This window comes from Micromonospora sp. HM5-17 (assembly GCF_003762835.1).
In the GTDB taxonomy this organism is placed as follows: domain Bacteria; phylum Actinomycetota; class Actinomycetes; order Mycobacteriales; family Micromonosporaceae; genus Plantactinospora.
Genome location: NZ_RJWA01000005.1, coordinates 134183 through 156781, shown reverse-complemented (window position 1 = coordinate 156781; position 22599 = coordinate 134183). Strand labels below are relative to the sequence as shown.

Annotated in this window: 13 protein-coding genes; 8 read left to right on the top strand and 5 right to left on the bottom strand. The window is 74.3% G+C overall.

Annotated elements, in window-relative coordinates:
* Window positions 1–5 precede the first annotated feature (5 nt).
* The 4 genes from trpA to EF879_RS16255 all read left to right on the top strand — a co-directional run bounded on the left by trpA (window position 6) and on the right by EF879_RS16255 (window position 6322).
* On the top strand, window positions 6–815 hold the full coding sequence (trpA, locus tag EF879_RS16270) for a tryptophan synthase subunit alpha (RefSeq protein ID WP_199736465.1): 810 nt from the start codon (window positions 6–8) through the stop codon (window positions 813–815).
* A 174-nt stretch (window positions 816–989) separates the two neighbouring features.
* A complete protein-coding gene (gene lgt, locus EF879_RS16265; protein ID WP_123559491.1) occupies window positions 990–2210 on the top strand; it encodes a prolipoprotein diacylglyceryl transferase in 1221 nt (406 codons plus the stop codon).
* Window positions 2211–2222: 12 nt separating this feature from the next.
* Window positions 2223–3422: an NAD(P)/FAD-dependent oxidoreductase gene (locus EF879_RS16260; RefSeq protein WP_123559489.1), complete on the top strand. Its 1200-nt coding sequence runs from the start codon at window positions 2223–2225 to the stop codon at window positions 3420–3422.
* Between the two features lie 170 nt (window positions 3423–3592).
* Window positions 3593–6322 (top strand): XRE family transcriptional regulator, encoded by a 2730-nt coding sequence (locus EF879_RS16255; RefSeq protein WP_123559487.1) that lies wholly within the window; start codon window positions 3593–3595, stop codon window positions 6320–6322.
* Between the two features lie 224 nt (window positions 6323–6546).
* Here the strand turns inward: EF879_RS16255 and EF879_RS16250 are convergent, their stop codons facing one another.
* The 3 genes from EF879_RS16250 to EF879_RS16240 form a co-directional block, all read right to left on the bottom strand.
* Window positions 6547–7293, bottom strand: a complete 747-nt coding sequence (locus EF879_RS16250) for a fasciclin domain-containing protein (RefSeq protein ID WP_148086463.1) — start codon at window positions 7291–7293, stop codon at window positions 6547–6549.
* Between the two features lie 89 nt (window positions 7294–7382).
* Window positions 7383–9509 (bottom strand): M14 family zinc carboxypeptidase, encoded by a 2127-nt coding sequence (locus EF879_RS16245; RefSeq protein ID WP_123559483.1) that lies wholly within the window; start codon window positions 9507–9509, stop codon window positions 7383–7385.
* A 199-nt stretch (window positions 9510–9708) separates the two neighbouring features.
* Window positions 9709–10545 carry a GNAT family N-acetyltransferase gene (locus EF879_RS16240; protein ID WP_199736483.1) on the bottom strand — a complete coding sequence of 279 codons (837 nt, stop codon included), beginning with the start codon at window positions 10543–10545 and terminating at the stop codon, window positions 9709–9711.
* 263 nt (window positions 10546–10808) lie between these two features.
* Between EF879_RS16240 and gltB the strand changes: the two genes are divergently transcribed.
* Together gltB and EF879_RS16230 are read left to right on the top strand one after the other, a co-directional pair.
* Entirely contained in the window at window positions 10809–15581 is a 4773-nt protein-coding gene (gene gltB / locus EF879_RS16235; RefSeq protein ID WP_233604541.1) for a glutamate synthase large subunit, read from the top strand.
* Window positions 15574–17091, top strand: coding sequence for a glutamate synthase subunit beta (locus EF879_RS16230; protein ID WP_123559477.1), 1518 nt, complete (start codon window positions 15574–15576; stop codon window positions 17089–17091). Before gltB ends, EF879_RS16230 begins: the two co-directional genes overlap by 8 nt.
* Here EF879_RS16230 and EF879_RS27685 read toward each other — a convergent pair.
* Window positions 17013–18548, bottom strand: coding sequence for a DUF418 domain-containing protein (locus EF879_RS27685; RefSeq protein ID WP_199736464.1), 1536 nt, complete (start codon window positions 18546–18548; stop codon window positions 17013–17015). The genes EF879_RS16230 and EF879_RS27685 overlap by 79 nt on opposite strands.
* A gap of 219 nt (window positions 18549–18767) precedes the next feature.
* Window positions 18768–19268, bottom strand: a complete 501-nt coding sequence (locus EF879_RS16220) for a MarR family winged helix-turn-helix transcriptional regulator (RefSeq protein WP_123559475.1) — start codon at window positions 19266–19268, stop codon at window positions 18768–18770.
* 64 nt (window positions 19269–19332) lie between these two features.
* On the opposite strand from EF879_RS16220, the gene EF879_RS16215 reads away from it, so the two are divergent.
* Window positions 19333–19746: a hypothetical protein gene (locus EF879_RS16215; protein ID WP_148086462.1), complete on the top strand. Its 414-nt coding sequence runs from the start codon at window positions 19333–19335 to the stop codon at window positions 19744–19746.
* Between the two features lie 315 nt (window positions 19747–20061).
* Complete coding sequence (locus EF879_RS16210) at window positions 20062–22599, top strand: FtsK/SpoIIIE domain-containing protein (RefSeq protein WP_123559471.1); 2538 nt, start codon at window positions 20062–20064, stop codon at window positions 22597–22599.

Below are 22599 nucleotides of genomic sequence, written 5' to 3'. Positions count from 1 at the left end.
GGGGCGTGTCCGAGCGGAGCATCGCGGTCGCCTTCGAGAAGGCCCGTGCCGAGGAGCGGGCCCTGTTGGTCGGCTGCATGCCGGCCGGTTTCCCGACCGTCGAGCGGAGCATCGCGGCGATGACCGCGATGGTCGAGTCCGGGGTCGACGTCATCGAGCTGGAGATTCCGTACTCCGATCCGGTGATGGACGGGCCGGTCATCCAGCGGGCCAGCGACATCGCGCTCGCCGGCGGGGTCCGGGTCGCCGACGCGCTGCGCGTCGTCGAGGCGGTCACCGCCACCGGCGCCCCGGTCGTCATCATGACCTACTGGAACCCGATCGAGCAGTACGGTGTGGACGCCTTCGCCCGCGACCTGGCGGCCGCCGGCGGCACCGGCCTGATCACCCCGGACCTGATTCCGGAGGAGGCGGCCGAGTGGCTTGCCGCCTCCGACGCGTACGGGCTGGACCGGACGTTCCTGGTCGCCCCCTCCTCCACCGACGAGCGGCTGGCGATGACCGTCGCGCACTGCCGGGGTTTCGTCTACGCCACCGCCCTGATGGGGGTCACCGGCGCGCGGGAGCGCACCTCCGAGGCGGCGCCGATCCTGGTGGGCCGGGTTCGCGAGGTCACCGACCTGCCGGTCGGGGTCGGTCTCGGGGTCAGCACCGGGGCCCAGGCCGCCGAGGTCGGCCGGTACGCCGACGGGGTGATCGTCGGCAGCGCGCTCGTCCGTACGGTGCTGGACGCGCCGGACGAGGCGTCCGGGCTGGCCGCCCTGCGTGCCCTCAGCACCGAGCTCGCCGAGGGGGTGCGGGCCGTCCGCTCCTGACCGGCCCTGCCGGGCGGCGGGCCCTCGGCCGGAGCCGACGCCGTCGGGTGCGGGGGGCTCCGTCCGCGACGGCCGATAATTCGCGCCGGTCCACGAACCGGACTCGGCTCACCAGGGCGCGCCAACCGGACCGGGGTGCCGCCGGTGGGGGTCGCGACGGTAGCCTGTGCACCCGTGACCCTCGCCTCGCTGACTCCTCAGGCGGCCCTGCCGAGTCCAGCCACCGCCGTGTGGCAGCTCGGCCCGGTGCCGATCCGGGCGTACGCGCTCTGCATCGTCCTCGGCATCGTGGTCGCCTCCGTGGTGACGGAACTGCGGCTGCGGCGCCGCGGCGTCGCACCCTGGGCGGTGCTCGACATCGCGGTCTGGGCGGTGCCGTTCGGCATCGTCGGTGCCCGGATCTACCACGTGATCACCTCTCCCGAGAGCTACTTCGGCGAGGGCGGCGACCCGGTCCGCGCCCTCTACATCTGGGAGGGCGGGCTCGGGATCTGGGGCGCGGTCGCCGGCGGGGCGCTGGGCGCCTGGCTGGCCGCCCGGCAGCTCGGCATCCCGTTGACCGTGGTGGCGGACGCGCTGGCTCCGGGGCTGCCGCTGGCCCAGGCGGTCGGGCGGTTCGGCAACTGGTTCAACAACGAGCTCTTCGGCGGCCAGACGACCCTGCCCTGGGGGCTGGAGATCAACCGGATGGATCCGGCCAACCCCGGGCACGCGCTGCGCGACGACAACGGCAACCCGATCCTCGAACCGGGTCTGTACCACCCCACCTTCCTCTACGAGGCGCTCTGGAACATCGCCGTCGCCGGTCTCGTCTTCCTCCTCGACCGGCGGTTCCGGTTCGGTCGGGGACGCGCCTTCGCCCTCTACGTGATGGGCTACACCGCCGGCCGGTTCTGGATCGAGATGATGCGAACCGACGAGGCCAACCAGATCCTCGGCGTACGGCTCAACGTCTGGACCTCCGCGCTGGTCTTCCTGGGCGCGCTGATCTATTTCGTCCGGGTCCGTGGCCCCCGCGAGTACGTCGTTCCGCTGGGCACCACCGCGGCGCCGGTCACCCCGACCGGTGGCGACGTCTCCCAGGTCGACGTCTCCCGGACCCGCCAGGCCGGCACGGCCGCGCCGAGCGGCTACCGGGTGGTGACCGAGGAGCAGTTCGACCGCTATCGGGAGACAGGCGAGCTGCCGCCCGAGGAGGCCGGCGGCTCCGGCGCCGGCGACGCGGGCGCCGCGCCGCAGGACGGCGCGGCGGAGGAGACCGAGGCGGCCACCGAGACGCCCTCGGCCGAGAGTCGCCCGGGTGAGGCCGCACCGGCGTCGGAGACCGACGCGACCGCCGAGGCTGAGACCGGGTCCGGATCCACCGCCGGCACCGGCGCCGACCGGGACCGCTGAACGGAGCCGACGATGCGGACCGCCGTGGTGGTGGGTGCCGGGATCGGCGGGCTGGCGACTGCCGGCGCGCTGGCCCGCACCGGTTGGCAGGTGACTCTCCTCGAGCGCGGTGACCGGGTTCGGGCCGAACGCACCGCGTTGATCCTCTGGCCCAACGGGGTCCGGGCGCTGCGCGCGCTCGACCTCGGCGCGGGGCTGGCCGCGATCGCGACCCCGCTGCCCGACGCGGGCGTCCGCCGTCCCGACGGGCAGTGGCTGGTCCAGCCCCGACCGGTGCTCGGCGACCGGGCGCCGGTCGTCGTCCACCGGGAGGACCTGCACGACGCGCTGGTGGCCGGGCTCGGCGACAAGGTCGAGATCCGGACCGGCGTGGAGGTCCGGACGGTACGGGTCGCCGACGGCGAGCGGCCGGCCGTCGGGGACGGGCGCAGCACCTACGAGGCCGACCTGGTGGTCGCCGCCGACGGCATCGACAGCGTGCTCCGGCGTCGGCTCGCCCCCGAGGCCGCCGTGGTCAGTTCCGGCTGCGCGGCGTGGCGGGCGGTCATCCCCTGGTACCGCGCCCCGGAGCTGCCACCCGACCAGCCGGTCGGCGGGGAGACCCTCGGCGCCGGTTACCGCTTCGTCGCCGCCTCACTCGGCGAGCGCGGCTCCGCCGGCGGCTCCAGCCGCGGCGGGATCTACTGGGTCGCGACCGCGGCCGGCGCGTCCCGCCCGGAGCCCCCGGCGACCCAGCTCGCGCTGCTCCGCCGGTGGTTCGCCGACTGGCCGGCGCCGATCGTCGACCTGCTCGCCGCCACCGAGCCGGAGGACCTGGTCCAGCAGGAGGTCCGTGAGCTTCGACCGCTGCCCAAGTCGTACGGCTTCCCGATCGGCACCGGCGGGATCGTCCTGCTCGGCGACTCCGCGCACGCCATGCCGCACCACCTCGGGCAGGGCGCCTGTCTGGCCCTGGAGGACGCCGCCACGCTGGCGGCGCTGGTCCGGGAGGCGATTCCCGGCCCGCCGCTGCGGGATGCCGTCGAGTCGTACAGCCGGCTGCGTCGCCCCCGGACCGCGACGATGGTCCGGCAGACCCGTCGGATGGCGGCGGTGCTCCAGGCCCGGGGCCGGCTGGCGTTGCGGGCCCGGGACGTGGCGCTCGGCACCATCACGCCCCGGTTGATGGGGAACGCGGCGAGCGTCGCCGCGCAGTGGCGTCCTCCGGCCTGATCGGCCGGAGCCCGCCGTCCCGGCCGCGGCGCGGGGCCCGAATCGGGTCGACGGTCGCCCGAGCGGGTCCCGTCGGACCTCCGGTTCGCCGCCCAACCGACCGATCGGGGGGATGACCGCGTCGCCGACCGCGACGGACACTACCCGGGAGCGAAGGTGAGGGCTCCCAGGTGCGGCACAGCGCGTCTGACCAGCAGGCCGGGGCGGGGTGGCTGGCCACCACTCGGGACGGGGCACGCCCGGCAGACCCCCGGATCGACGCCGTCGAGGAGTACTGGGAAAACCGGCTGCGCGCGGCCGTGGCGGCGCACGTCGCCGCCGGGGGACCGGTGGCCGACCGCGCGGTGGTGACCGCGGGGGTGGCCGGCGCCCGACTGGCCCGCACCGCGCTCGTCGACCTGGAGGCGGCGCTGCTGCGCCACCCGCTGCGGGCCCGGTTGTGGGAGCTGCTGCTGGTGGCCACCTTCCTCGGCGTCGGTCGTCGGGCCGCGGCCGAGGTGGAGCGGCGGGCCCGCGCGGTCTTTCGGGAGCAGCTGGGCACCGAGCCCGCCGGCCGGATCGCCGCGGTGGCGGAGGCGGTCCGGCTGGGCCGGCTGACCGAGGACTGGGCGGCGGAGCCCGCGCCCGAACCGGTCCCGCAGGTCGAGGCCCACCCACCCGCTACCCGGCCCCGCCCGGCGGCCGGGCTGCCCGTCCCGCTCACCCCGCTGCTCGGCCGGGAGGACCTGATCGACACCGTCGCCGCGCGGCTGCGCGACCACCGCGTGGTCACCCTGACCGGGGCCGGGGGTGTCGGCAAGACGCGGCTGGCGGTGGCGGTGGCGGGCCGGATCACCAATCGGCCGGTCTGGTTCGTCGACCTGAGCCCGGTGGAGAGCCCGATCCGGGTCCCACGGGCCGTCGCCGCCGCGCTCGGCGTACCGGAGGTCGGCGCCGACGCGGTCGAGTCGCTCGTCGCCGACCTCGGTGCGGTCGAGGCGCTGCTGCTGCTCGACAACTGCGAGCACCTGGTCGCCGGCTGCGTGGAACTCGTCGACCGGCTGCTCGCCGCCTGCCCCGGCCTGCGGGTGCTGACCACCAGCCGGGTGGAGCTGCGGCTGCCCGGGGAGGCGAGGATCCGGGTGCCGGCCCTCGCCGTACCGCCCGTGACGGCCGGCCACAGCATCGCGGCGCTCGCCGCGCACCCGGCCACCCGGCTCTTCCTCGACCGTGCGGAGCGGGTCCGCGGCCGTCCGCTTCCCGAGGAGAGCGCCGAGGCGGTCGTCCGGCTCTGCGCCGAACTCGACGGGCTGCCGCTCGCCATCGAGCTGGCCGCGGCGCGGACGCCGCTGCTGAGCGTCGCCGAGATCGTCACCCGGCTCCGCGCCGACGTCCGGCTGCTGCGCAGTCCGGATCCGACCGCGCCGGACCGGCACCGCAGCATCGCCGCCGCCGTCGAGTCCAGCCTCGCCCACCTCGACCCCGACGCGTGCCGGCTGTTCGACCGGCTGTCGGTCTGCGTCGGCGGGTTCGACCTCGCGGCGGCGCGGGCGCTCGGCGGTGCGGCCGCCCCGGCGGCGTTGGTTGCCCTGGTCGAGGCGTCGCTGGTCGAGCCGGTCCCGGCCCCGTCGGCGTCGGCCGACACGCGGCCGACCGGGCCCGACGACGTCCGTTACCGGATGTTGGGGCCGGTACGGCGGCACGCCCAGGCCCGGCTCGCCGACTCCGGCGACGAGGCCGCGGCCCGGTGGGCGCTGGCGACGTACTGCCTGGAGCTGGCCGAGCGGGCCGACGCCCGGCTGCGCGGCGCCGCGCAGCAGTGGTGGCTGGGTCGGATGCGCGCCGAGGCGGCCAACCTCCGCGCGGCGATGAGCTGGCTGACCGAGGCGGGTGCGGGTGGTCCGGAGCACGGTGACCTGCGGCTGGCGGCCGCGCTGACGAGGTACTGGCGGCTGGAGGGCCACTACCGGGAGGGACACGACTGGTTGGCCGCCGCGCTGGCCCGGCATCCCACGGCGCCGGCCGCGCTGCGGGCCCGCGCCGGCACCGGCGCGGCGATGCTGGCGATGCTGGGCTGCGACTACCCGGCGGCGACGGCCCACGCGGAGCTGGCCCGGTCGGCCTGCCGGGCCGCCGGCGACCGTCGGGGGGAGGCCCAGGTGGAGCAGATCCTCGGCTCGGTGGCTCGGGAGCGGGCCCGGTACGGCGAGTCCGCCCGCCACCTCGCCGCGGCCGGGGCGATCTTCGCCGAGTGCGGCGACGAGTGGGGCGAGGCGCAGGTCGCCGAGCTGCGTGGCTTCACCGCCTGGCTCTCCGGGGACCTGGACCGTGCCGAGTCCCGGCTACGGGTGAGCCTGCGCCGGTACGAGGCCCTGGGTGACCCGCTCTCGGCGGCGAGTGCGCTGATGAATCTCGGCGCGGTCGCGCTCTACCGGGGCGAGATCGACCGGGCCTCGGCGCTGCTCGACGTCGCGCTTCGCCGGCACTCGGCGATCGGCTTTCCCGAGGGCGTCGGATGGGCGCACAACCTGCGGGGCCTGGTGGAGCTGCGCGGGGGACGCCCTCGCCGGGCCGCGGCCCACCTCCGGGCGAGTCTCGCGGCGCACCGTCAGGTCGGCGACCGGTGGCGTACCGCGAGTGTGCTGGAGGCGCTTGCCGAGGTGGCCCGGCTGGACGACGACCCGATCCGGGGTGCGGTGCTGCTCGGCGCGGCGGAGCGGATCCGTGCCGAGATCGGGGCGCCGGTGCCGGCCTGCGAGCGGCCGGGTGTGGCGGCGACCCGGCGGGGACTGCGCGCGGCGCTCGGTGACGGGTATCCGGAGGCGCACCGACGGGGTCGGGAGCTGGGGATCGACACCCTGCTGACCACCTGCGACATTGTCTGTGCCGGTCGTGCCCCGGCCGGACAGGCCGCGCGGTGAGCTCCGCCGGGAGTGCCCGGCGCCCTCCCCGGGGCGGCACCCAGCCCGGAGGCCCACCGGCCCCACCCGGTCCGCCCTCGGCGGGCGATCGAGCCGACGGCTCGGATCGGCGGCGGTGGGGCCGGCCGCACCGGCGTTCCGCCGGTCCCGCGCCCGGTCGGCCGACGGAGCGTGCGAGCATTCCCCCGGTGCGGCCGGCGGGTTCGCGGGGACCGTGCGGCGGGTCAGTGGGCGGGGTCGTCGTCCAGGCCGGCGGTGGTCGGCAGGGTGCCGAGGACGGCGTCGATGAGGTGGATCCGTCCGCCGGCGACCCGGTAGTCGGCGCAGATGGTCGTGGCCGTGTCGCCGAGCCGTGCCATCGACTCGGTCGGGGTCACCGTCAGCCGGGTACCGTCCATCGTGGTCACGGTGCCCGCCGCGAGCAGGTCCGCCAGCGAGTGTGATCCCGCGACGAGGTGGGCCCGCAGCAGCGTCCGCAGCGTGTCCCGGTCGTGGATCATCAGCTCGTCGAGGTTGCTCGCGGAGAACTTCCGGGCGAACGCGTCGTCGGTGGGCGCCAGGACCGTGACGCCCCGCGGGTCGCGCAACTGCGCGGAGAGACCGGCCGCCCGGACCGCCGCCTCGAACGTCGTCAGCACCGGAATCCACCGCATCGCCTGGTCGGCCGGTTCGTCGACCAGGGAGTCCGGGTTGCCGGGATCGGTGCCGGCCGGCAGGGCCGCGCAGAGGGGGCCGCTGACCCCGCCGGTCGCCGCGGCTGCTGGGCCGCCGGTCCGGCCCGGTTCGTGGGGGTCGGCGGATCCGTCGCCGGTGCAGCCGGCCGCCACGCCCGCCAGCACCAGGGTGGCCGCGAGGAGACCGAGTCGGCCGGGGCGACGTACCCGGCGGGGGTGTGGAGGTGTCGGGGCGGGGCGGGTCCGGCGACCGGGCGGGGCGGCGGGGTCGGCGGAGGCGGGAGACGGTGCGAACACGCGGACCTCCACGTGGGGTGCGGGTGCGGCGTCGGCGGGTCCGGGCGACTGGCCCGGACCCGCCGACGTGGGGGACGGGCGCTACGGCGTCACAGCGCCGCGCACTGTCCCGCCCTCGGTCCGGTGACCGCGTTCGGGACCTCGATGGCGGTCGGGGTGACCCGGTTTCCGGTGCAGTGCAGCGGACCGTGGACGGTGTTGCCGGCGACCAGCGGGGCGTCCGTGCCGGTGTTGCCGACCAGGTTCACCGGGCCGGAGACGGTGTTGCCGACCAGCGAGAGGGGGCCGGCACCGTTCGCGACCTGGAGGGGCCCGCGGACGGTGCTGTCGCCGAGGACGACACCGGCGGCGCCGGTGGCGGTGACCGGCCCGTTGACGGTCGTCCGGTACGCGATCAGCGTCGCGCCCGGGCGTACCGTGACCGGGCCGTTGATGGTGCCGTCCGCGATGCAGGTGAATCCGGATACGGTCAGTGGACCGTTGTGGCGGCCGGTCAGGGTCGGGTAGACCCGCTCGCCGCCGACCCACTCCTCGGCGCCCTGCGCGTCCAGCAGCAGCGGGATCAGTCCCCGCTCCGGCTGGGCCAGCGGCACGTAGTAGCCGTCGGCGGCCTTGACCACCTTCCAGCCGTGGGCGGCGATCCGCTCCGCCAGGCTGGCGCCGACTCCGCCGGGCCCGTCGGTGCGCGCACCGAGGTACTGCTCGGGGGTGAGCCGGTACGCGCACGGCGCGTCGTCGAGGATCATCTCCGGCCTCGGCGCGTCCAGCGGCGGCACCGCGTCGGCGGGGTGCGGGGCCGGGTGGGCCGGGATGGGGCGGGATCCCCGGAAGACGATCCGGCCGCTGTTCGAGGCCTGGAACGTGATCGCCTCCGCCCGGGCCCGCCTGATCTCGTCGTAGCGGGCCCGGTGGTAGTCGAGCAGGTGGTGGAACGTCCACAGTGCCGAGTACGTCTTGCGGCGCCGGTTGTTCGCGGTGTTGCTCTCGTCCGGCCGGGTCTGTCCGCCGGAGCTGCGCAGCTCCAGCAGCGAGTTCACGACGTTCTTCAGGCCGAGGGTGTTGCGCAGGATGGTCTCCTCGCCCAGGCCCACGTTGCCGCCGCCCTCGCAGCCGTACGGGCAGGGCCACCAGCCGTCCTCGGCGGCCCTGGCGTACATGTAGCCCTCGATCATGTCCTGGGACTGGTCGAAGACCGACTGTGCCACGTTCTGGTGGCGGGGCGGGAGCATCGGCAGGTCGCCGGCGCGCGAGTTGCCGTACTCGTGGCCGTCGTAGCTGGCGATCGGCCGGTAGTCGCGGACCATCCGGACGAACGCCGCCGTCTCCGGCTGGCGGATCAGCGAGTAGTCACGGTTGAGGTCCTGCCCGGTGGAGTTGCCCCGGGTGTTGGCCGCGCGGCCGTCGCCGTTGACGGTCGGGACAATCAGGACGGTGGTGTGCGACAGGATGTCGATGATCCGGGGGTCGGTGCTGAACGCGAGCTGCCGGGCCATGATCAGGCAGGCCTCGCGGTCACCCGGCTCGTTGCCGTGTACGTTGCAGTTGATCGCCACCGGGGACGTCGCCGCGACGGCCTCGGGGGTGGCCGGCGGGGTCGGGTAGCCGAAGACGAACATGTTGATCGGCCGGCCGAGGACGGTGCGGCCGATCTCCACCACGCGGACCCGGTCGCTGAGCCGGTCGATCTCGGCGGTGTAGGCGTACTCGTCGACGTCGCTGGTGTACTGGACCGCCCTGGTGGTCTCCCACCGGGTCCGCAGGTTCTGACCAGGGACGGCGGGGTCGCCCCACGGCTGGCGGGTGGTGCCGGTGACCGGGGCGGAGTACGGCTGCTCGACGGTGCCGAAGCGGGCGCGTACCCGCCACTGGAAGCGGTCGCCGGGGTTGAAGCCGGCGTCGGCGAAGGTCGGTGACTCGTTGTTGATCTGCCGGTTGGGCCGCCACACCCCGACCACGACCGACGGCCCGGTCGGTACGTCGTTCGCGTCGACCGGCGTCCGTTCGATCTGGTAGTCGGTGGCGCCCTCGACGGGCGTCCAGGCGAGCGTGGCGTACCCGTCGGCCTGGGTGACGGTGAGGTTGGTGACCTCGTTCGGTTCGGCCGCCGTGGTGGCCGAGCCCGGCTGGCCCGCCGCCGCCGTCGGCGCGGTCACCGTGCCGAGGGTGGCGGCGAGGAGGGCGGACAGCACGATGACGGTGGGTCGCCTTACACGCATGCGAGCTCCGGGGGAGGGGAACTGAGCAGGGACTGCATGCGGGCCATCATGATCGTCCGGATCGGACGAAGCAATGATCTTGAGCGGGATTTGAGGGTCAACCGCCCAGGTGGCGGGCGTGTTCGCGGGGACAAAGTAGACGGACGCGGCGATAACGGCCCGGCCCACCGGCGTACGCCGAGCCGGCGCCGCCGGTCGCTCAGACGGTGGCCGGGGCCGGCTCGGCGATGCAGGAGGTGCCGATCCGGCGGAAGCCGACCCGCAGGTAGACCCGGGCGATCTCCTCGCTGCCGGCGGAGAGGAAGACCAGGTCGGTGCCGTCGTCGAGGAGCCGACGGGCCAGCGCGGCCGTGATCGCCGCGCCGAGGCCCCGGCGGCGGGCCGAGGGCAGGGTGGCGATCCCGGCGATCTCCGCCACGTCGTCGACCCGCAGCGCCATACCGCTGGCCACCGCCCCCTCCTCGGGCGTCTCGACAAGGGCGGAGATGCGCCGTCCCGCGATGGTGCGGGAGCGCTCCTCCTCCAGCGCGTCACCGGACAGCTCGACGAGAGCGGTGTCGCGGGCGGCCGGACCGGGCCCGCCGACCGCGGTGCCGGGCGTCGCGAAGCCGACGGCGGCGACCGCCCGGCGCAGCGCGACGTCGGCGGCGAAGGAGGGTGCCGTCGGATCCAGGATCCGCACCCGTGGGCCGGGACGGGCGTCGACGGGCGGCAGGGCGGCCGGGTCGAGGACCATCAGGGGCGCCTCCAGGACCGACAGCCCGGCCGAGCGGGCCACCGCCAACAACTCCGGCTGGGTCTCGTGCACCCACTCGAACGCCTCGGGCAGCCCGAGTTCACGCTGCCGCCGCCGGACCGCCCTGACGTCGGCGGCCGACGGCGGCTCCGTGGCGTCCAGACGCGGCCGGGCGTAGAATGACCAACCCGCGCTGTCGCGCACGAAGAGCACCAGCGCACCGAACGTCTCGGTGTGGGCGACGTCACGCGGTACGGCGTCGTAGAACCGTTCTAACCGGTCAAAGAGCTCTTTTTGCATCGGCTCCACCGGGGGAGCGTACCCGCACCGGACCCCCCATGTGTGATCGATTCCGCGCCGTGTGAGCCATCCGACCTGGCGAACCCCGCCGGCCCCTAACGTAAACTCAGAAGACCCGCAGGGCCGACGTCGTCCCGCCGCATGATTGAACGTGAATGACGACAGGAGCCCAGGTGGCCTTTCCGTACCCTCAGGAACCGCACCCCTCCTCGCCGGCGATCGCCGACCTCGCCCCCGCCGCCGATCGGTCGAGCGCCGCATCCGTGCCCGGGCCGGCCCAGGCGGCGGCAGCGCGACCGACGCCCCCGGCGCAGGGGCTCTACGACCCCACCACCGAGCGAGACTCCTGCGGGGTGGCGTTCGTGGCGGACATGCACGGTCGCCGCTCGCACGACGTCGTCGCCAAGGGCCTCGCCGCACTCTGCCGGCTGGACCACCGGGGCGCCCGGGGCGCCGAGCCCAACACCGGGGACGGCGCCGGGATCATGATCCAGGTCCCGGACGCGTTCCTCCGCCAGGTCGTCGACTTCCCGCTCCCGCCGGCCGGGCAGTACGCCACCGGCCTGGTCTTCCTCCCCACCAACCCCGACGACGAGGCGCGCGCCCGCACCGTGCTGGAGAAGTACGCGCTCGTCGAGGGCGCCGAACTTCTCGGCTGGCGGGACGTGCCGGTCCGCCCGGACGGGCTCGGCGCGACCGCCCTGGCGGCCATGCCGCGGATCCGGCAGGTCTTCCTCACCGCACGCCGGCTCACCGACTCCCCCGCCGGGCCCGCCGGCACCCCGCTGACCGGCCTCGACCTCGACCGGGTGGCGTTCTGCGTCCGCAAGCAGGCCGAGCGGGAGACCGCCGAGCGGGGCATCGCCGCCTACTTCCCGTCGCTGTCCTGCCGGACCCTGGTCTACAAGGGCATGCTCACCCCCGACCAGCTCCCGGCGTTCTTCCCCGACCTGACCGATCCGCGCCTCGACAGCGCGATCGCCCTGGTCCACTCCCGCTTCTCCACCAACACCTTCCCGTCCTGGCCGCTGGCCCACCCGTACCGGTTCATCGCCCACAACGGCGAGATCAACACGATCCGGGGCAACCGGAACTGGATGCAGGCCCGCGAGGCGCTGCTGCGCAGCCCGAACATCCCGGGAAACATCCGGCGGCTCTTCCCGATCTGCACCCCGGCGGCCTCCGACTCGGCCAACTTCGACGAGGTCCTCGAACTGCTGCACCTGGCCGGGCGGAGCCTGCCGCACGCGGTGCTGATGATGATCCCCGAGGCGTGGGAGAACGACCCCGACATGGCGCCGGCGAAGCGGGCCTTCTACCGCTTCCACGCCAGCCTGATGGAGCCGTGGGACGGGCCGGCCTCGGTCGCCTTCACCGACGGCACCCTGGTCGGCGCCGTCCTCGACCGCAACGGTCTGCGGCCCGGCCGGTGGTGGCTCACCTCCGACGGCCTGGTCGTGCTCGGCAGCGAGGCCGGGGTGCTCGACCTCGACCCGGCGACCGTGGTGGCCAAGGGACGGCTGCAGCCGGGCCGGATGTTCCTGGTCGACACCGCCGCCGGGCGGATCGTCACGGACGAGGAGATCAAGTCCGAGCTGGCCGCCGAGCACCCGTACGACGAGTGGCTGCACGCCGGCCTGATCGACCTGGCCGACCTGCCGGCCCGGGAGCACATCGTCTACACCCACGACTCGGTACGTCGCCGGCAGCAGACCTTCGGCTACACCGAGGAGGAGCTGAAGATCCTGCTCGGACCGATGGCCCGCACCGGCGCCGAGCCGGTCGGCTCGATGGGCACCGACACCCCGATCTCACCGCTGTCGACCCGGCCCCGACTCCTCTACGACTACTTCCACCAGCTCTTCGCCCAGGTCACCAACCCGCCGCTGGACGCCATCCGGGAGGAGCTGGTCACCAGCCTCCAGTCGACCATCGGCCCGGAGGGGAACCTGCTCGAGCCGACCCCGGCGAGCTGCCGGCAGATCGTGCTGCCGTACCCGGTGATCGACAACGACGAGCTCGCCAAGATCCTCTCCATCGACGAGGACGGCGACCTTCCCGGCTTCAAGGCGGTCCGGGTCTCCGGGCTCTACCGGATCCGGGACGGGGCGGCCGGGATCAAGGCCCGGCTCACCGAGATCTGCCGGCACGTCTCCGAGGCGATCGAGGACGGGGTGCGCATCCTCGTCCTCTCCGACCGCGACTCCACCGCCGACCTCGCCCCGATCCCGTCACTGCTGCTCACCGCCGCGGTGCACCAGCACCTCGTCCGGGAGCAGACCCGCACCCAGGTCGCGCTGGTCGTCGAGTCCGGCGACTGCCGCGAGGTCCACCACGTCGCCCTGCTGATCGGGTACGGCGCCGCCGCGGTCAACCCGTACCTCGCCTTCGAGTCCGTCGAGGACCTGATCAACACGGGTGCGCTCTCCGGCGTCGAGCCGGTGACCGCGATCCGCAACTACGTCAAGGCGCTCGGCAAGGGCGTCCTGAAGATCATGTCGAAGATGGGGATCTCCACGGTCTCGTCGTACTGCGGAGCCCAGGTCTTCGAGGCGGTCGGCCTGGACAGCCGGCTGGTGCAGCGCTACTTCGCCGGCACCCCCACCAAGATCGGCGGGATCGGGCTGGCCGAGATCCACGCCGAGATCGCGGCCCGGCACGCCCGCGCGTACCCGGGCAACGCCAACCAGTACGCCCACCGGCCGCTTGAGGTCGGCGGCGAGTACCAGTGGCGGCGCGAGGGCGAGCTGCACCTGTTCAACCCGGAGACGGTCTTCCTGCTCCAGCACGCCACCCGCAGCCGCCAGTACGAGATCTTCCGCGAGTACACCGCCAAGGTCGACGCGCTCGCCGCCCAGGCCGGCTCGCTGCGCGGACTGTTCCGGCTGCGTACCGGGGTCCGTCCGCCGGTGCCGCTCGAGGAGGTCGAGCCGGCCACCGAGATCGTCAAGCGCTTCGCCACCGGCGCCATGTCCTACGGCTCGATCTCGGCCGAGGCGCACGAGACCCTCGCCATCGCGATGAACCGGCTCGGCGGCAAGTCCAACACCGGCGAGGGCGGCGAAACCGTCGAACGGCTCTACGACCCGGCCCGACGCTCCGCGGTCAAGCAGGTCGCCAGCGGCCGGTTCGGGGTCACCACCGAGTACCTGGTCAACGCCGACGACATCCAGATCAAGATGGCCCAGGGCGCCAAGCCCGGCGAGGGCGGCCAGCTCCCCGGCAACAAGGTGTGGCCGTGGATCGCCCGCACCCGGCACGCCACCCCCGGGGTCGGGCTGATCTCCCCACCGCCGCACCACGACATCTACTCCATCGAGGACCTGGCCCAGCTCGTCCACGACCTCAAGAGCGTCAACCCGGCCGCCCGCATCCACGTCAAGCTGGTCAGCGAGGTCGGGGTCGGCACCGTCGCCGCCGGGGTCGCCAAGCTCAAGGCCGACGTGATCCTGATCTCCGGCCACGACGGCGGCACCGGCGCCTCCCCGATGAACTCGCTCAAGCACGCCGGCACCCCCTGGGAGCTGGGCCTGGCCGAGACACAGCAGACGCTGCTGCTCAACAACCTCCGTGACCGGGTCACCGTCCAGGTCGACGGCCAGCTCAAGACCGGCCGGGACATCATCGTCGCCGCCCTGCTCGGCGCCGAGGAGTTCGGCTTCGCGACCGCGCCGCTGATCGTCGCCGGCTGCGTCATGATGCGGGTCTGCCACCTCGACACCTGCCCGGTCGGCATCGCCACCCAGAACCCGGTGCTGCGCGAGCGGTACACCGGCCGGCCGGAGTTCGTGGAGAACTTCTTCCTCTTCCTCGCCGAGGAGGTCCGCGGCTACCTCGCCGAGCTCGGCTTCCGCCGCCTCGAGGAGGCGATCGGCGCCACCGAGCTGCTCGACTTCGCCCCGGCGGTGGACCACTGGAAGGCCCACGGGCTCGACCTGCGGCCGGTGCTGCACGTACCGGAGCTGCCGGCCGGGGCCGCCCGTCGCGGCGTACGGGCCCAGGACCACGGGCTGGACCGCTCGCTCGACAACGAGCTGATCCGGCTGGCGGAGCCGGCGCTGCGGGACGGAAGCCGGGTCCGGGCCGCGCTCGAGGTCCGCAACGAGCACCGCAGCGTCGGCGCGATGCTCGGCGGCGAGGTCGCCCGCCGGTACGGCGGCGCCGGCCTGCCCACCGACACCATCGAGTTCGACCTCACCGGCACCGCCGGGCAGTCGTTCGGTGCGTTCCTGCCCAGCGGGGTGACCCTGCGGCTGGCCGGTGACGCCAACGACTACGTCGGCAAGGGGCTCTCCGGCGGCCGGATCGTCATCCGGCCGCACCCGAGCGCCCCGTTCGCCGGCGGGCTCGACGCCCCACCCGGACCGATGGGCCGCGCCGAGGACCAGATCATCGCCGGCAACACCATCCTCTACGGCGCCACCGGCGGGGAACTCTTCCTGCGGGGCCGGGTCGGGGAACGCTTCGCGGTCCGCAACTCCGGTGCGGTGGCGGTCGTCGAGGGTGTCGGTGACCACGGCTGCGAGTACATGACCGGCGGCATCGTCGTGGTGCTCGGCGACGTCGGCCGCAACTTCGCCGCCGGGATGTCCGGCGGTACGGCCTTCGTCTGGCGGCTCGACCGGCGCCGGGTCAACCCCGAACTGGTCGACCTGGCGCCGCTGTCCGACGAGGAGCGGGTCACCCTGCACGACCTGGTGCAGCGCCACTTCGCCGAGACCGACTCGTCGGTGGCCGAGGGGCTGCTCAAGCGCTGGCCGGAGGCGGTGGCGGAGTTCACCGCCGTGGTGCCCCGGGACTACCGGCGGGTAATGGAGATCATGCGGACCGCCCGGGCCGAGGGCCGCGACGTCGACGAGGCGGTGATGAGCGCCCTGGCCGCGCCGCCGTCGTCCACCGCCCCGCCGTCGTCCACCGACGCGGTCTCCGCCGCCGCGCCGTCGGGCGGTGCCGCCCCGGCGTCCGCCGCACCCGACGTGCCCGCCCCGACGCGGGGCGACGAGGCGCACCCGTCCCAGGAGGTGGCTCGTGCCTGACCCGAACGGATTCCTCAAGCACGAGCGGCGGCTGCCGGCCCGTCGCCCGGTCCCCGTCCGGATCAGCGACTGGCGCGAGGTCTACCCCTCCGCCGACGACGGGCTGATCCGCGAGCAGGCGACCCGCTGCATGGACTGCGGCATCCCGTTCTGTCACCACGGCTGCCCGCTCGGTAACCGGATCCCGGACTGGAACGACCTGGTCCGGACCGGCAACTGGGCGGCGGCGATCGAGGCGCTGCACGCCACCAACAACTTCCCCGAGTTCACCGGCCGGCTCTGCCCGGCGCCGTGCGAGGCCGCCTGCGTCCTCGGCATCGGTAACCGGGCGCCGGTCACCATCAAGCAGGTCGAGGTCGAGATCATCAACCGGGCCTTCGACCGCGACCTGGTGGCGCCCCGGCCGGCCGCCGCGGCGAGCGGCAAGCGGGTCGCGGTGGTCGGCTCCGGCCCGGCCGGGCTCGCCGCCGCGCAGCAACTGGCCCGGGTCGGGCACGCGGTCACCGTGTACGAGCGCGACGACGCGATCGGCGGCCTGCTCCGGTACGGCATCCCCGACTTCAAGCTGGAGAAGAAGCACATCGACCGGCGGCTGGCCCAGCTCGTCGCCGAGGGTGTCGAGTTCCGTACCGGGGTGACCGTCGGCGTCGACGTCACCGCCGCGCAGCTGCGCGCCGAGTACGACGCCGTGCTGCTCGCCTGCGGTGCCCTCGCCGGCCGGGACACCCCGACCACCCCGGGCCGTACGCTGCGCGGCATCCACCAGGCGATGGAGCACCTGGTGGCGGCCAACCGCGCGGTCGCCTCGGCGGCCGGTGACCGTCCGGGCGGCAGCGGCCGGGACTCCGGCACCCCGGCCGTCGACGCCGCCGGCAAGCACGTGGTGATCATCGGCGGCGGTGACACCGCGGCCGACTGCCTCGGGGTCGCACACCGGCAGGGCGCGCTCGACGTCCACCAGCTCGACATCTACCCGCGCCCGCCGCGCGAACGGGACGAGACACGCGACCCGTGGCCGACCTGGCCGTGGATCCTGCGCGAGTACCCGGCGCACGAGGAGGGCGGCGAGCGGGTCTTCGCGGTCGCCGTCCAGGAGTTCGTCGACGACGGCACCGGACAGGTACGCGCGGTGAAGATCGCCGAGGTGACCGTCGAGAAGCGGGACGGCCAGCGGCTGGTGACGGTGATTCCCGGCACCGAGCGGGAGCTGCCCGCTGACCTGGTGCTGCTCGCCATCGGCTTCGAGGGGACCGAGGACCAGCCGCTGCTGGAGCAGTTCGGTATCACCCGTAACCGGCGCGGCGTCGTCGACATCGACCCGGACTGGCAGGCCGGGCCGGGGGTCTTCGTCGCCGGCGACATGCACCGTGGCGCCTCGCTGATCGTCTGGGCGATCGCCGAGGGGCGGGCCGCCGCGGCGGCGATCCACCGCTACCTGGGCGGGGTGGAGGAGCTGCCGGCCCCGGTCACCCCGTCGGCGCAGCCGCTGGCGGTGCCGGCGGTCCGCTGAGCCGGTGCGGGTGCCCCGTCGGCGTGGCGGGCACCCGCGGTCGTCCGGGGCCCGTACACGAGCCGGCGGAGCAGCGCCTCGGCCGGCCCGGGGTGGTCGTACCGTTCCAGCAGGTTGGCGCCGACCACGGTCAGGAGCCAGACGCCGAGCGCGAACGCGGCCATCGTCGCGCTACCCAGCCGCCCGCCGAGTCCCAGGCCCCAGGCGGCGAGTACCGGGGCGAACAGCAGGGAGTGCCCGAGGTAGCAGGAGAGCGAACGCTTGCCGACGGCGGCGATTGCCGCCACCACCGCGGCGAGCGCCGCCGCCGCGCGTCGCGGTTCCGGGCCGCCTGCCGTCCCGGACTGCCGGTTCGGGCCGTCGGACGCCGCTCCGGGTCGCCGGTCGAGGTCGTCGACCGCCGCCGCGTGCGGCTGCCGCGGGTCGCCCGCCACCCCGTCCGGCCGGCCGTCGCCGCCGACGGCCGCGCGCGACCGCCGGACCGGAACGCGGGCGGCGAGCAGACCGAACAGGGCGACGTAGCCGAGCCCACCCGGCACCCCGGTGAGCTGGGCCAACGAGCTGAGGGCACCGTCGGTGCCGAGCGCCGCCGGCGGTACGTCGAGCCAGCCCACGTGGGCCAGCGCGAGCGGGAGTCCGCCGAGCCAGCCGACGGGTACGCCGAGCAGCGCGGTCCAGCGCAGCAGCCGGCGGTGCGCCGCCGGGTCCTCCAGCACTCGCCGGCGGGCCGCCCAGAACCCGAGCAGCAGCTCGGTGGCGAGGAGCCAGCCCACCGCGCCGTATCCGGTGATGATCGCCCAGGTGGTGAGCCGGGTGCCCGCCGCGACCAGCGGGTTGTCCTCCCCGGCCGCGAACGCGAGGGCGCTCGGCTCGGTGACCGGGGTTCCGGCGGCGGCCAGGTCGCCACTCAGCAGTGCGGACAGCGCCGGGGCCGCGACCAGGAGCCGGAGCAGGACCGACACCGCGGCCGCCACCAGCAGGGTCCGGCCGCTGCGGCGCAGGAACAGCCAGCCGAGCAGCAGACTGACGACCGCGTAGAAACCGATGATGTCGCCGGCGAGCAGGAGGGCGGCGTGCCCGAACCCGATGAGCAGCAGCCACAGGCTGCGCCGGCGCAGCAGCGCGGTCGCCGCCCGAGGGGTCGCCCCGGCCGCGACCTGCCGCCGGAAGAGCTGCATCATGCCGTAGCCGAACAGGAACGCGAACACCGGATAGGCGCGCCCGTCGAGTCCGACGATCATGGCGAACTGGACGATCCGGTCGGCGGTGGAGCCGTCGACCGGATGCCAGCCGGTCGGGCCGTGCCGGGCCGCCCACAGGTGGAAGGCGGTGTTCGACATGACGATCATCAGCAGCATCGCGCCGCGCGCCAGGTCCGGGGCGAGGGCCCGTTCGGATGGTCGTACCGAGCCTCGGGCGGCCCGCGGGTGGGGGCGGTCGGACTGGACGTCGTGCATGCTCCGACGCTAGGGAGCCGGCCGGGTGGCCGGCAGCGGTCCACGGTCGACGATGGCATCGACCAAAGTCGCTGACGGATCGACGCTGGTCGCCTGTTGGCTGTCGAGGTGGCCAGTGAGACTCGGAGCTGTCCCGAGCGCGATGGCAGAGTCCTGCTCAGCCCGGTTGGTCGGTTGGTATCTGCCGTCTCCTCATGGCCCAGACCGCATCGCCGCAGCCTACGGCCGGCTCTCGTCGCCCGGCGTCGCCGGGTCGGCCCCGGGCGCGGCCAGGACCTCGCGCAGCGCGTGGTCGAGCGCGGCGCGGGTGCGCGGCGACAGATGGCCGAACAGGTGGCGGCCGACCTGGGCGGCGATGCGGTGGCCGTCCCGTACGTGCTGCCGGCCCTGCTCGGTCAGGTGGATCGCGTGCGCCCGGCGGTCGCCGGGCAGCGGACGTCGTTCCGCCAGCCGCTGCCGTTCGAGATCGTCGACGATGCGGCCCAGTGAGGACTTGTCCAGATCGAGAAGGTCCGCGAGGCGGCGCTGGGTGAGCGGTCCGGTCCCGTCCAGGACCGCCAGCGTGGCGAAGTGCCGTTCCTCGATGCCGAGCGGCCGCAGTGCCTCGTTGAACACCTTCTGGCTGCGCCGGTGGACCGTGCTGAGCAGCATCCCGGTGGCGACGTCCGGGGGAAGGAAGTCCAGAGGTGCCGAGTCGGCCGGCGATCGGGTGCTGCGCATTCCTGGAGTCTAGAGCCGAGTTCTATTACTCTCACTTGAGACTATATCAAGTGAGAGGATTACCGTGTCCGACCTCGTGACCAACACCCGGCGCCGCTCGCGTGATGAACCATTGCCCGACACATCCGACCGGCCCAACGGGCGCGCCCTGACCGTGCTGCTCTGGGCGCTGGTGGTCGAGCACCTGTACGCCCTGGTGACCCCGCCGTACCAGCTGGGCATCGAGCACGGCTTCCACCTCACCTTCGGTCTGGCGTACGCCTGGCTGGCGCGCCGCCTGCCCGCCGCACGCCGCTGGCACCGCGTCCTGTTAACCGTGCTGCTCAGCATCCAGTTCGTCGGCCGGTTCGTCGTCTTCGCGGTGTTCCCGGACACCCGGATCAGGATCAGTCTCGTCCCGGGCGCCGTGATCACCATCGTGGTCGTGGCGCTGCTCTGGCGACGCCAGCCAGCACCCAACGCCGTCGACCCGCGTTGAGGCCAGCACGACCGGCACGCATGGGCCGGCAGGTCAGCCCGCCTGATCCCACTACGGGGAACGGGGCCAGTCCAACGCCAGACAGGCCGCCGGAAACGACCGTCAACACCGGGAAGAACACCAGCACGGTGCTCCGACGGCGCGCCGCGACCAGGGCGTACGCGACGGCGGCGCCGACCGCGCGTCCGCACCGCCGTCGTGCCGGGCTGCCCGCGGGCGACCGTGTCGGTTAGTGTTCCGGTGACTACCCGACCGGGCCGTCACGCCCGGGCGGGACAGGGGTGACCACACAGGCCGAGGCGCGTTGGGGGCAGCGTGGGACTGTCAGCCACATTCGGGCGGGCGGTCGCCGCCCACCAGCAGGCCCGAGCCCACCTCCACGCCGCCCGCCAGGCCCTCGCCCAACTCCAGCCCCCACCCGACACCGGTGAGACCGCCGACACCGTCGCCCGCCTGCGCCGAGTCGGCGAGACCGTCACCGCCGAACCCGAACCCGCCCGGTTCTTCGCCGGCCCGCTCCCCGTCCGGCTCGGCTGGGCCACCACCGTCCACGGCGACTTCCCCGCCGTCGTACCGCTGGCCGGCGGCACCCACCTCGCCCTCGACACCGACGCCCGGCACCCCGCGGTCGCCGCCCTGCTACGCACCCTCGTCGTCCGGCTGCTCGCCGCCGCCCCACCCGGCTCCGTCCGCGTCTCCGCCCTCGACAGCGCCGCCCTCGGCGCCACCTTCCTGCCGCTGCGGCCACTCGTCGACGCCGGCGTCCTGCACCCACCCGCCACCACCGACGCAGAGATCACCGAACGACTCGACGACGCCGAACGACACGCCCGCGCCGCCCAGCACGCCAGCGGCCCACCCGAACTGCTGCTCCTCGTCGCCGCCTGCCTGCCCGACGGCCGCGACCTGCACCGGCTCGCCGCCCTCACCCACGCCGGCCCCAGCGCCGCGATCTGCGTCCTCGCCGCCGGCTACCCGCCCCGGTCCGCCGGACTCACCCCGCCACCGCTGGGCGTCGCCACCGCCGTCCGCCTCGACCCCCAGGGGTACGCCTGGATCGGCGACCCGCCCGGCCACCCGTTCAGCACCGACGGCACCGGCCTCGCCGCCCCGGTACGCCTCGACGGCGACCCGCCCCCACACGCCGTCGCCGCCCTCGCCGACCGCCTCGGCGAACTGCACCGCCGCGACGCCGAGTTCGGCTTCCCCGACCTCCTCCCGGCCCGCCCCTGGGCCGAGTCCTCCAGCAACGGCCTCCGCGCCGTCGTCGGCCGCGCCGGCCGCGACCCGGTCATCTGCGCCTTCGACGACCAGACCCCACACTGGCTGGTCGGCGGCCGAACCGGCGCCGGCAAGACCGTCTTCCTGCTCAACGTCCTCTACGGACTCGCCGCCCGCTACTCACCCGACGAACTCACCCTCTACCTCCTCGACTTCAAGGAGGGAGTCAGCTTCACCGAGTTCGTCCCCACCGACCACGACCCGTCCTGGATCCCCCACGCCCGCGCCGTCGGCATCGAGTCCGACCGCGAGTACGGCGTCGCCATCCTGCGCGAACTGCGCCGCGAGCTCAACCGGCGCGCCGCCGCGCTCAAACGACACGGTGTCACCAAACTCGCCGACCTACCCCGCGACGGCACCCCAACCCCGCGGATCGTCGCCGTCATCGACGAGTTCCACGTCCTCTTCGCCGGTAACGACGCCGTCGCCCGCGAAGCGGTCACCCTGCTGGAGGAACTCGCCCGCAAGGGCCGCTCGTACGGCATCCACCTCGTCCTGGCCAGCCAGAGCGTCGCCGGAATCGAAGCCCTCTACGGCAAGACCGACTCCATCTTCGGCCAGTTCCCCCTCCGGGTCGCCCTCCCCGGCGGCAACGGCGTCCTCGACAAGCTCAACGAGACCGCCGGAGCACTCCCGATCGGCTCCGCGATCATCAACCCGTCGGCCGGCATCGCCGGCGCCAACACGATCGTCCAGTTCCCCGACGCGCACGCCAGCGCCACCCAGGTCGCCGCGCTGCGCCACGAACTCTGGCAGGCCCGCCGGCCCGGCTCCCGCCCACCCGCCGTCTTCAAGGGATACGAGTCGGCACACGTCGAGAACGACCCGACGTACCGGGGACTCATCCCGGGCGGACGCCGCCCACTCGCCCTGGTCGGCCGGACCGTCGACGTCGACCTCACCACCGCGCACTTCCCCCTCGACGCGACACCGGGCCGACACCTGGGCATCATCGGCACCTCGCCGGTCGGGGCCAGCGTGCTGCACGCCGCCACCGTCAGCCTGGCCCGCCAGCACCCACCCGGCAGCGCCCGCTTCCTCATCGCCCCGCTCGTCGCGGTCGCCGACGAGATCGCGGACACCACCACCGACGAACTGACCCGAGCGGGCCACCCGGTCACCCGGCTCGACGCCGCCGGACTCCGCGAGGAGCTACGCAAGCTCGCCAGCCAGTCACCCGACGGCCCCGGCCGCACCTTCCTCGTCGGATACGGCATGGACGGCGCCAGCGGCGTCCTCGCCGCCCGCGACGAGAACTTCAAGTCCGGACTGGACGACCTCCAGGCGGTGCTCCGCCAGGGACCCGCGCACGGCGTCCACCTGCTCGGCTGGTGGCGCGGACTGCGCCGACTCGCCGACGACATCGGCGGATCAAGCAACCGCGACGACGTCGCCTGCCTGGTGGCGCTGAACGTCACCGGCAGCGAACTGGGAATGTACCTGGGTCAGCCCGACCTCGCGTACGCCCCGAGAGCCAACCGGGCCCTGCTCATCGACCGCCACGACCAACGGGTACGCCTGATCGTGCCGTTCGTCCGCCCCGGCTACGAACCGGACGACGAGGGAGACTGA

Bases quoted from the DNA above. Each gene is read 5' to 3' on its own strand.
- EF879_RS16240 (WP_199736483.1), bottom strand. From the start codon at position 10,545: ATGCAAAAAGAGCTCTTTGACCGGTTAGAACGGTTCTACGACGCCGTA.
- EF879_RS16220 (WP_123559475.1), bottom strand. From the start codon at position 19,268: ATGCGCAGCACCCGATCGCCGGCCGACTCGGCACCTCTGGACTTCCTT.
- EF879_RS16245 (WP_123559483.1), bottom strand. From the start codon at position 9,509: ATGCGTGTAAGGCGACCCACCGTCATCGTGCTGTCCGCCCTCCTCGCC.
- EF879_RS27685 (WP_199736464.1), bottom strand. From the start codon at position 18,548: ATGCACGACGTCCAGTCCGACCGCCCCCACCCGCGGGCCGCCCGAGGC.
- EF879_RS16260 (WP_123559489.1), top strand. From the start codon at position 2,223: ATGCGGACCGCCGTGGTGGTGGGTGCCGGGATCGGCGGGCTGGCGACT.